The 10699-nt window shown below is 32.8% G+C and carries 9 protein-coding genes; 3 read left to right on the forward strand and 6 right to left on the reverse strand.

What is annotated here, in order from left to right; genetic code table 11:
- Window positions 1-108: 108 nt before the first annotated feature.
- The 3 genes from EOV51_RS11685 to EOV51_RS11695 all read right to left on the reverse strand — a co-directional run bounded on the left by EOV51_RS11685 (window position 109) and on the right by EOV51_RS11695 (window position 5498).
- Window positions 109-1455: an SWIM zinc finger family protein gene (locus tag EOV51_RS11685; RefSeq protein ID WP_128152708.1), complete on the reverse strand. Its 1347-nt coding sequence runs from the start codon at window positions 1453-1455 to the stop codon at window positions 109-111.
- A gap of 4 nt (window positions 1456-1459) precedes the next feature.
- Complete coding sequence (locus EOV51_RS11690) at window positions 1460-4213, reverse strand: DUF6493 family protein (RefSeq protein ID WP_128152709.1); 2754 nt, start codon at window positions 4211-4213, stop codon at window positions 1460-1462.
- A 235-nt stretch (window positions 4214-4448) separates the two neighbouring features.
- Entirely contained in the window at window positions 4449-5498 is a 1050-nt protein-coding gene (locus EOV51_RS11695; RefSeq protein ID WP_128152710.1) for an alpha/beta hydrolase, read from the reverse strand.
- 133 nt (window positions 5499-5631) lie between these two features.
- On the opposite strand from EOV51_RS11695, the gene EOV51_RS11700 reads away from it, so the two are divergent.
- Window positions 5632-6159, forward strand: a complete 528-nt coding sequence (locus tag EOV51_RS11700; protein ID WP_128152711.1) for a TPM domain-containing protein — start codon at window positions 5632-5634, stop codon at window positions 6157-6159.
- A gap of 198 nt (window positions 6160-6357) precedes the next feature.
- On the opposite strand, the gene EOV51_RS14875 is transcribed toward EOV51_RS11700, so the two are convergent.
- Entirely contained in the window at window positions 6358-6492 is a 135-nt protein-coding gene (locus tag EOV51_RS14875) for a hypothetical protein (protein WP_255424461.1), read from the reverse strand.
- Between the two features lie 71 nt (window positions 6493-6563).
- Here EOV51_RS14875 and EOV51_RS11705 point away from each other — a divergent pair, with 71 nt between their 5' ends.
- Together EOV51_RS11705 and EOV51_RS11710 are read left to right on the forward strand one after the other, a co-directional pair.
- A complete protein-coding gene (locus EOV51_RS11705) occupies window positions 6564-7355 on the forward strand; it encodes a hypothetical protein (protein ID WP_128152712.1) in 792 nt (263 codons plus the stop codon).
- Between the two features lies 1 nt (window position 7356).
- On the forward strand, window positions 7357-8001 hold the full coding sequence (locus EOV51_RS11710) for a hypothetical protein (protein ID WP_128152713.1): 645 nt from the start codon (window positions 7357-7359) through the stop codon (window positions 7999-8001).
- Between the two features lie 307 nt (window positions 8002-8308).
- Here the strand turns inward: EOV51_RS11710 and EOV51_RS11715 are convergent, their stop codons facing one another.
- Both EOV51_RS11715 and EOV51_RS11720 read right to left on the reverse strand, forming a co-directional pair.
- A complete protein-coding gene (locus EOV51_RS11715) occupies window positions 8309-9961 on the reverse strand; it encodes a DUF6770 family protein (protein WP_128152714.1) in 1653 nt (550 codons plus the stop codon).
- Between the two features lie 407 nt (window positions 9962-10368).
- Complete coding sequence (locus EOV51_RS11720) at window positions 10369-10695, reverse strand: MoaF-related domain-containing protein (protein WP_228427624.1); 327 nt, start codon at window positions 10693-10695, stop codon at window positions 10369-10371.
- Window positions 10696-10699: the final 4 nt, after the last annotated feature.

Below are 10699 nucleotides of genomic sequence, written 5' to 3' on the forward strand. Positions count from 1 at the left end.
ATATAATATAAAAAATTCCCTTGATTGTAATTATAGGTTGTTATGTTATTGCACTTTACTTTAATAATTAATTATATTTTAGAAGTAGTTGCTATTTATGACAGAACATTACTTGTAATTGATCATTTTTTTTACTGCCAGAACATGTTTACATGGCCCTCTTTCTCCCTGATATTTAGTATACCACTCGCAGGTACATCGTTCACTGCTCTTATCCAGTAATATCGTATGTCTTATATCACTTCCTTCAACATATGCCTTAATTTTTCCTTCTACATTGCTTATTATTTCTACTTTTTGATCGGCAATTAACTTTTCAGCTCCTTTTATTCTCGGATTTAATTTGATTATGCGGTCAGGGTTGAAGGGCAGACGTCGGTAAAAGAATTGGTTTTCGTCAAGATCAAATCCTAGTAAACCCATAGCGGTCAATTTACCTGTAAGTCTGTCTACCTTATCGAAATCTAAATTTTCTGCAATCGCAAATTGTACAGGATTAAAAGATTGGTTGGCATATGAATAATTATCCATAGCCTGTATCCAATGTTCCGGCAAATCATTCAGCAAAAAATCAAGCACTGCTCCTTCACCCGAAAATCCCCGCCAGGAAATTCGGGATAAGGTTAAGCTGAAGCGTATGGATCCAAAATAAAGCTGCCAGGTAGTAGACTGCATGCTGGAGTGGGAAAATATCTGTAAACAATCAATATAGGGAAGAAGCGGTTCCAACAATCGCAAACGGTGTAAGCCACCGACACAGACTCCGCTGATAGATTTTGCAGGAGAAAAAACAGGTAAATTACCTCTAATACTAAGATAATAATCTGTTTTTATTATTCCTTTAGGAATATCGCGAAATAATTGCTGAGCCTGTACCCGGTTTAAAGTAAACGATTTTTCTGATTTCGAAAGGTAGATCTGAACTGAGCTCAATCCTCGGATCCACTTGTCAGGCAGTGGTACCTTACGCTCTACTATGTGCTCATTGTCTATATGTATTCCCACTTCCTTTTGGCCTACAGACATCATCAATTTAGCATCTGAACGAAGACTGTTTAAAGCGGTAAGTATGGGCGGGTTAAAATCAACATTAGTAGTGCCGTTTTCCAGAAATTCTCCATCCAGTGCATCGGGCAAAACATCTACCCGCGCATATACACCTGCACATTGTGAGAAACCTTCAAAACGTATACGTTCATTACCGGCTGTTACTATAGGATCTTTGATAAGGGCCAGTTGTGCAGGCGTTAAACTATAGTTTGATTTTACAACGTTAGACAGAGTGACCAGGCAGCGGGAGATGATGAAAGGATTTCGGATAGTACCCCAGAAATAACAGGGAGCCTCGCTGTTTTTTTGTATTTCACTATATTTTGAAAGGAAAAGTTCATCCTTACCCGATTTTTGTATAACGCTGGAAGGAAATGCATATTTATATATTAAACTATCATCCATGCGTTTATTGTTTTAAAATTTCCAGTATTACCTTCTTACAGTTTTTTTCATCTTTCCAGGCATCCAGCTTTTCGGTTATACCTGATTTTTGATTGGCAATCAATAACAACTCTTTATATATTTCCAGTAATTTCCTTATGTTAGTATAAGGTTCTGAAGTTTCCAACAATATATTTTCGATTAAACAGATTAATTCTTTATCATGCACGGAACTAATATTTAGAAGCATGTCTAGTGCATCTGTTAAACGCTTTACCGGTAACCATCCGTTTGTATTTAACCTGCCTAATTCTTTTCCTAATTTACTACTGTCCAGCTTCTGTTGCTGTACATATTCAACCCACAGAGAAGAAACAATGTCCCGCGCTGTTTTATTTGGATATAACCAACTGTGAGCCAGGAAATGATAATTAAAATCAAAATCATTAATACCTGTAGTTTGTAAGATCTGTAGCATCGAACATACATCTACTAAAACATCGGATGATGAAGAGGTAGGATCATTTAAAGAGTTTAAAATATGCACCTCGAGTAAGGTCTTGTTGTGCGGCATAGACAACCCTAAATGGTATGCATCATTTTTGCGTAAAGGATCGCATATTTTTTTAGGGATTAAATATTCCATGTATAAGGTAGATTTACCGGCAGATAGGGTATAATAGGGAAGTTTTATTTTATATTTTTTTTCTTTAACAAGTACTTCCCACTTCAGGTGATCTGTAAAATAGTCATCATTTAAATAATCATATCCCCATTCAGATTTCATTTTAGGAATTTTATTCGGATTTCGTGTAAGGGCAGCTGTCATCCACCAGGCTGAATGTTCTACCTGATTAGGTTCATCCAGGGTAGAATCCAATAAAAAAAGTATCAGATCTTTCAATTCACCGGTAAGTTTTTTCTGAGCCATTTCTATATATGCAGAAGCATTTTCGAGGCAGCAACGCTGAATAGCCAGCTGCAAATCAAAACTAAACGGTTCTTCTTTTTTGTGCTGATATTCTGCCAGACGACTGATCAGTGCAGAAGGTTCAATCCAATGAGGAGTATGAGTTGGTGTTGATAACAGGGGCAGAACAATTCCTTTTTTAAGTTGTTCGTATACCCGCATATAGATATGAATCAAGGGAGTTAAATATGATTGTACGAATCTGGTTTTCAGACTAGTTAAATCCGGAACCTTTGAATTTACTACTATAGCTTTAATTTTAGCAGTATTTTCCGGATACTGTTCTATCAAATATTTCGCATAGCTAATTAAAAATGAAGCAGCTACATTATCTATTCGTCCATAGTTTTGGTTCATAAAAGCTTTTACAGCTATTTTTAATGCCGAAGCTAACAAATCAGGATCTTTAATTATCTCATCCTTAAATTTTTGTATATATACGGGTAACCAAAAGATATGCCAGGGTTCATTATTTTCAAAAACCTGATTGATGAAAAACTGAAATTCATCTAAAGTTGTTATTTCTTCAATTTGTGAATGATGACTTATGAATTTAGGCATTCCGGAAGGTTGAATTTCAACATTCTCTTCATCGTCCGGGTTGACTGATGTTATTTCTAACAATTCCTGAAGCTGAGGTTTGACTGATGACAAAATATAATCGGTATATGGAGATAATTTTGTTTTAAGAACTGTAGGGTTACCATAGCTGATAAGTAGCTTGGCCAAACGCTTCTGAATGCTTTCATCCCGGGAAATGAATCCGTTTCCCAAGGCCTCACAAATTTTTTCTGAACAGCCTTTTTTATTTTTTAACAAATATTCGGCAAGATCCAGAGAACTTTTTACGATAGCTTTGGTTGGAGAGGACAATAAGTTGGGAAGATAAAAAAGAAATGCATCGAAATCAAATTCAAAATATTCTTTGATGCTTTTACTATAATTAAGCACTATTCCAACGACACTTGTCTGTGGAGAGCTTAATGCCGGCCATAAATGTTCCTGAAGCTGTATCAATTCCGAAGGAGTAGGATGTAATGCATTAAAAAGTTTGAAAAACCATCCGGATAAGGTTTTATTAAATCCCTGGTTGGCCGTCTTTACACATTCTGCTAATATTCTTAGTCTGTCCGTTTGCTTATTTTCCACTAGCAGCTTAATAGCTTTTATCCAATCATTTTCAGGATTCTCCATTCCATAATATATTTCTGGATGGTTAATATCGGTTTTGTATTGAAATAAATACCAGATATGTTCTTTCAAAGTAATTGGATATTGTAATAAACGTTCGGGGTGAAAAGTATGTTGAATAGTTTGGTTGGGATGATACTGATAGATATAACGAACCAGATTATGAGAAATAAGCTCAGGTGAAGGTTTTACATATCCTTTGTCCGTCCAGTGTATTATCTCATCGTAAGTAACTGCTTCAAAATTATCCGTTTTATTCAGATATGTATCTATCCAGTCGGGACAGTACCAGCATAAAACATCCTCAATTCTGATCTTTTTCATTAACTCGCCCTGCGTATACTCATGAAATTTAATGAACCCGGACGAAAGGTAACTCAGGTATATGTAGTTGCGAACATAATCACTATAATTGAAACAAACAAATGCAGCAATGGAAAGTATAACAAAAGTATCGTTATTTCTTTTATCAGTTTCTTCCTGTGCATTTTTAATACTCTGCCTGATTGGTTTAGCTAATGTTTTACGTTCTTCAAGGGTTAAACTTTTTAAAAAAGGAATAATTTCAAAAACTTTTTTTTCTTCCAGTATTATAAAGAACTTTTCTTTGTGTAGCATAGTATTTACATTTTAACAAATATAAACAAAATAGAGGGCGAAAAAATATGTATAATGTAAAGAGGATCTAATTTCAGAAATTAAAATCATTATTTAAATGAATCAATTGATCTGTAAACTTTTATATTTAAAAAAAGTTCTTGAACTATACAAGATTCAAGAACTTTCTTATTTAACTTTTAGCGGCATGATAAAGGCTTTATATATCACATATCAACCTAAGTAAACAATTTGTTTATTTTAAATTAGTTTTAAAAAAGGTTGCTAATACATCAAAAGGAATAATATCTACTCTATCGTATAAGTCCACATGAACCGCATTAGGAATAATCATAAGCTTTTTGGGGTCCTTAAGGTTCTTGTAAGCATCTTCACTGAAATAACGGGAGTGTGCATTTTCTCCTGCTATAAGCAGCACCGGTCGCGGGGCTATTTCTTTACTATAGGTTAACAATGGAAAGTTCATAAAGGAAAATGCATTCGTAGCTGCCCAGGCTCCGTTGGAATTAATAGAACGCTCATGAAAACCTCGGGGTGTGCGATAATAATCAAAATACTCTTTAACAAATTGAGGTTCATCTCCATTTAACTTTTCTGCATTGGCACGAGGTGCCAATTTATAAGTTCCGGATTCTGCATCTTCCCAGCGTTGCCTGCTCATTTGTTCTAAAAGTAGGGTACGTTCCTGCTCAGTCATTTGATCATAATATCCGTTAGACATAACTCTTGACATATCATACATGCTGGTGGTAGCTACTGCCTTTATCCGTTTATCTACCGCAGTGGCATTCAGGGCAAAACCTCCGAATCCGCAAATGCCGATAATTCCGACTCTATTTCGATCAACCATTTTCTGGATACCCAGAAAATCTACCGCAGCACTAAAATCTTCCGTATTGATATCCGGTGAAGCTACATTGCGGGGTTCGCCACCGCTTTCTCCTGTGTACGAGGGATCAAATGCCAATACGGCAAATCCTCGCTCTGCCATCTGATTTGCATACAGCCCGGACGATTGTTCTTTGACGGCTCCAAACGGCCCGCTAATTGCCAGAGCAGGTAGCTTTTTGCCGGAATTATATTCTTTAGGTAAATATAAATCACCTGTCAGACTGATTCCGTAACGGTTTTCAAAAGTTACTTTTTTACGTGTTACTTGATCACTCAATGTAAAAGTATAATGTTCTTTTTCTTCTGTCTGTTTCATAATTTCTTTTTGTTTGTTTTGCTGGCAGGCTCCAAATGTTTGTATTACAACTGCCAATACGAATATCAGTTTCTTCATTATCTATTTACTTATTTACAGGGTAAAAGTATAAATTGTTACAGGTAAAGGCTTTGTTATAAAGCTCAATGTTTTTTGTTTGTAAGCTCAGTAATACTAAAAGCCTGTTATTTTTTATGAATATATTTGTCAGATGTTTAATAATCAGGTTTTATTTCTTACAGTATGTATGTTCCTTTTTACAGGCTTTTGTCCGCAGATGCCTTTGCATTTAAATCAGGTTCAGGATCAAGAAGGTGTTTTTACGGACAGCGAAAAAAATAAACTGGAAATTCAATTAAAAGCCTACAGCAACCGCCAGCATTTTTTTGTTTCAGTAGTTACCACGGAAAATATTGCACCTTACAAGAACATACTGAGTTATGCTGCAAATTTGGGCAATCAACCGGAATATGAAAAAACTGAGGTAGTGATTGCTATAAGCAAAAAGCGTCGTTTGATAGCTATTGCTACTTCCCGAAGATTGGAAAAGATTCTTACTGATTCTATTTGTAAACAAGTACTGGATTCAGTGTTTATACCTCATTTTAAAAAAGATGAGTATTTTACAGGGGTTTACAATGGTGTAAAGTCTTTACTGATCCATAGAAACCGTATAAATAAAAAGAATCAGGCTGTTTTGCATGTTGAAAATCAGATCATAAATTCCTCCAGGATATAATATCCGACAGAAAATTTCGTAGAATTTTTTGATTTAAAAAAGACACCGTGTTCATTATTTATCAGCTATGTTTAAATTCAAATGTTTTAATTAATTTCAAAATAAATAAAAATACTTCATATTACGCATAAACACTGCGTACTTAAACTCTTATTTTGCATAATCATTCAACAACGATAACCTAAACACCCTTGTAGCTTAAAAGGATAAAGCTGCGGAAAAAGTTGTAACGTCACCGTGAAGTGTATGGATATTCCCGTTGCCGGCCTGTGCGCTGCAACGGGTAGACTTTGCAGAAGCACCGAAAGTAGTAATATAAGTAGGGAAGCGCATTTAGAGCCATACTGCCCCGATATACGGGGAATGTGAGTTCGAATCTCATCAAGGGTACAAAAAATTATAGTATGCTATTAGATCATATATATTTAAAAATTACAAAGTCTGATTCAAAACTAAGCTTTACTACCACCGGAGGTGGAGATTGGGAAGTGTGGGACCGGTTTATTTCTTACGACAATGAGCCTTTATTTCATATCGGCAATATTTGCGGTACTTGCGCATTTTTTTTCACTCAGATTAAAACAGACCTGGCGGGTAGCTATACCGCTGATAGTGTAAGAAATAATCTGGCCAACGGTATTGAAACTATATCTGATGATATATCGAAGCAATTATCTGCGATTATACCTGAGGGTGAATATGAATGTTTATTACTTGAAATACAGCCTTATCAAACCTGCTACAACGGCAAAAGAGACTATTTTAAGGAAGAGCAAAATCCTTTATGGGATTATGAAGATGAAACGGATGAAACCGGCGGTATATATTATCGGGGTACGGACAGTGTGATTTCAGAGCACGAAAAACTGTTTGAGTTTTTTATTCCCTTATACCCACCTTCTTCTTTAGAGGAAAATAGAGTACGGTTTTATCAGGAACAGATTAGAGAAGGAAAACAACCCACAGCTCTGGCCCTGGCAGTGGTGGATGCTAAAGAATGTATGACTTACATGGAAATACCGGAAGATGGCATTGTCAGCCATTGGACGTATGCTAATTACCTATTAGACGGACATCATAAAATACAGGCTGCCTCCCGTGAAAAAAAATCCATTACCTTGTTATCCTTCATATCTAAGGATGCTTCATTCAAAGTAGTAGATACATTAGTAGAATTATATAAAAAAAACAACTAACATGAATATAAAACTAATCCCGGTTATTGAAATATTTCGTTCTTCGGATAATATAAAAAGCCCCGAAAAAGGGCCTTACTGGCTATATCCGGACGAATGGGAGAGGTATAGCGATCAATGCCTTGCAGAGCATGGATTTTCTGAATTGACACCCTATACAAAGGGTTGCAGTTTCTACGAAATAGCCAAGATTAACGATGCTCATCTATTACTTCAGATAGAATACAAGACTAAAAACTATAGTTTAGATGAAATATATCCGTTGGATGGAGGATATATTCTGAATGTAAATGGAGAAGATGTATTGTACCCACAATGTTGTGGTGATTTGGCAGATATTGAAGGCTGGATTGATCTTTCTAATGGTAATAATCATTCATTCTGGCAGGGGCATCCTTGTCCGGCAATTAATATAACTCAAGACAGGATACGGTTTAATCTCAGATCTGAGCTACCACAGGGCGAATCGTTTGTTCCCACACCTCCCAAAGACGAATTTGAAATTGACCGTTTGGCGTTGAAACTAGCGGTGAATCAGGTGGTGAAAGAACTTCATTCATTTGCCGAAAAATTGAATTATATGAATACCAACGAACAACTGGGCTTTGAAAACTTATCTAAATTATTGATAGGAGATAATTTTTAATCTTATAAGTAAAAGAACTGCATGGTTCTTTTATATATAAATATATTTGGGTAATCGGCTTTTAAAAGTTTAATTTAGGCGAAGCCTATAGTTTTTGCGCTGACATAACATGATAGTATAGGAAAATCTGTTAATTATGCCGTGAATCTGAAATATGTAATTTTTCTATAATGTATTTGCATTAGGTTACATAGCTTTAAGCTATTTAATTAAAAAAAAGGGGAGGGGAAAAAATTTAACTTTCCCACTTAGTAATTTTTCACAAATACAATAAAAAAACTGCTGACATTTCAGCAGTTTTTTTAGATTAGTTTATTTTTTCTAAACGTATTTCAGTACTTTTATTTTTATCTTTAAAAATTTCCGTAACTAAAACGTATCCATTTTTTGCTGGAATAACATTTAATTTACTGTCATCTCTTGAAGTTTTCAATTGTATTTTACTCTCTGTAAATTTTCCGTTATCGTATGTTACAATCCCTAAAAACCATTGTTTTTTTCCACCATTTTCTGGTATTTGTCTATTGTAGTAAAAGAAATAATATTTATTATTTCCTGCATTTTGATATCCGGTATAGTCAAAAGCATTTAAATAATCCGCCAAAATCCCTTGCATTTTCACACCATTCCGTATGGTTTGTAATTCTTTTTCTATCCTTTTATAATAAGTTAGTTTCATATTTTTATCAAGTTCAAAAATAATCATATCACCTATTTTAACTCCTCCAGGGATAGCAAATCCAATACTGTCACCAGCTAATGTTTTATATTGTTCGGTAATAAAAATAAGATTACCATTTGAATTTAATATTACATCGTGTAAGTATAAATAACAGTTAGGATTATCTTTTTCTTGTATATATCCGAATTCATTAATTGTCAAATATTCAGCTAATTGATCCCATGTAAAAAAAATTCTATTTATTTCGTTTCCTGTAGAAATAGAATATTGGGACTTAGAAAAACCTATAATTTTCTTTTCATCTAAATTAAACGATTTGACTTTATTACTCATAATTCGGTTTAAAAATGTAATCTTTTCCGAATCTATAAATACATTAATATTTGTGATTTCTTTAGCTTCTATTCCATTTACAGTATGCTGACCGTAAGGAGTTATTTCACTAATCAATTGCCCGCTGTCTTTATTAAAAATTAAAAAAGAATTAAATAATTGTCCGTTTTTTAATTTAGTCTCATTATTTTTTCCTTTGAAATACTTTTCTCCGATAATAGTATTGGTAAGATTGGGGTTATTTGAAAGATAAATTTTTTCGTATTGGTTTTCATTAGCTGATTTATTAAACTCGTAAGACCATTGAAAATCTAAGTTTTCATTAGCAAAATTTAAACGGTTTACATTTACATTTGCCAGCTCTAAACGTTCTTCTATAGTTTTAGAGGATAATTTAAGTAATTTTTTTTCCTGATTGGTTTCCAATGGACTATATAAGTGATAACCAAAACTATTGGGTTCGTAATAAAAGGTAATACTTTCTCTTACATTTTTGGTTTCCTGATTGTATTCTTTAGTTAAATCTTTAGATAAATAAAATGCATCTGATAACTTATTATCTTTAATATTTAAAAGACGATATCTATTTCTAACGGTAGCACCTCCGGTAGCTATTTCATTAATATTAAAAGATATTAAACCATTTCTATGTATGGCATTTACAAATATTTTTTTTGAAAAGTTACCTAGTTTTTCTGTAAAATTTCCGGCTGATACTTTATTTAAATTTTTATCAAGTAAAATATAATCATATAAATATTCTTTTTTATCAAGCTGATCTATTTTAAAGATGTATAAATAACCGAATAGATCGTCTTTATTATTATCACGTAAATATAATTCCTGAATTAATTCTCCTTTAGATAATTTATTTAATTCAAGTAATTGAGCATTTATTATATTATAAAATAAGGTTAATATAACAATCAGTATAACTTTTTTCATATTTTTATTAAAAATTTATAATTGCAAATATATTTATTTTAAATAAAATGTTTAAATCGGTCATAAATCTCATGATTATCTTCTTTACTATTCTTGCATTATGTTGAATAGCTTTAAGTTACTTAATTTTTTAAGGCGTAAGTAAAGGAATTATAATTCAAAAAAGTAAAAAATCGCTATCGCTCAAACATTTATTTTAAATTGATTATACTAAATATAAAAATGGTGTCAATAGAGCAATAGAACATCATAAAACTAAACTTTAGTTAATTTTTGTTTTTTAACTACTCACATGTATATTTAATAATAACTTTTTATTAATAAAAAATTAGTTTTAGAATTTAATTATATTTTAGATTAAATTTTTATGATCACTAAAAAATATAATATACATGGAAATAAAAAATTTATTGATATTTTTCAATGATACCTTCCATTTTATAAAATTCTCCTTTCATTGTAGTATAAAATGCATGGGATTTATTTTGATTAAAATCATCATAATGAACAACTGTTGATTTATCATTTTCTTGCCATGATATTAAAAAACAATTTTTTGATATTTCTTTCCATGTATAAGGCATTTGCATCTTTACACCTTTTAATTCACCTGAAATAAATTCGACTTCTAGATTAATTCCATCTGCTAAATAATTATTAGTTACTTTTAATCCGTTATCCATGGTTAATAAAAATATTTGTCCTGAATATGGAAATTTGTTACTGGTCATCATTACG

The organism is Apibacter raozihei (genome assembly GCF_004014855.1).
Lineage (GTDB): Bacteria > Bacteroidota > Bacteroidia > Flavobacteriales > Weeksellaceae > Apibacter > Apibacter raozihei.

Bases quoted from the DNA above. Each gene is read 5' to 3' on its own strand.
- EOV51_RS11720 (WP_228427624.1), bottom strand. From the start codon at position 10,695: ATGATGACCAGTAACAAATTTCCATATTCAGGACAAATATTTTTATTA.
- EOV51_RS14875 (WP_255424461.1), bottom strand. From the start codon at position 6,492: ATGCGCTTCCCTACTTATATTACTACTTTCGGTGCTTCTGCAAAGTCT.
- EOV51_RS11700 (WP_128152711.1), top strand. From the start codon at position 5,632: ATGTTTAATAATCAGGTTTTATTTCTTACAGTATGTATGTTCCTTTTT.
- EOV51_RS11685 (WP_128152708.1), bottom strand. From the start codon at position 1,455: ATGGATGATAGTTTAATATATAAATATGCATTTCCTTCCAGCGTTATA.
- EOV51_RS11690 (WP_128152709.1), bottom strand. From the start codon at position 4,213: ATGCTACACAAAGAAAAGTTCTTTATAATACTGGAAGAAAAAAAAGTT.
- EOV51_RS11715 (WP_128152714.1), bottom strand. From the start codon at position 9,961: ATGAAAAAAGTTATACTGATTGTTATATTAACCTTATTTTATAATATA.
- EOV51_RS11705 (WP_128152712.1), top strand. From the start codon at position 6,564: ATGCTATTAGATCATATATATTTAAAAATTACAAAGTCTGATTCAAAA.
- EOV51_RS11710 (WP_128152713.1), top strand. From the start codon at position 7,357: ATGAATATAAAACTAATCCCGGTTATTGAAATATTTCGTTCTTCGGAT.
- EOV51_RS11695 (WP_128152710.1), bottom strand. From the start codon at position 5,498: ATGAAGAAACTGATATTCGTATTGGCAGTTGTAATACAAACATTTGGA.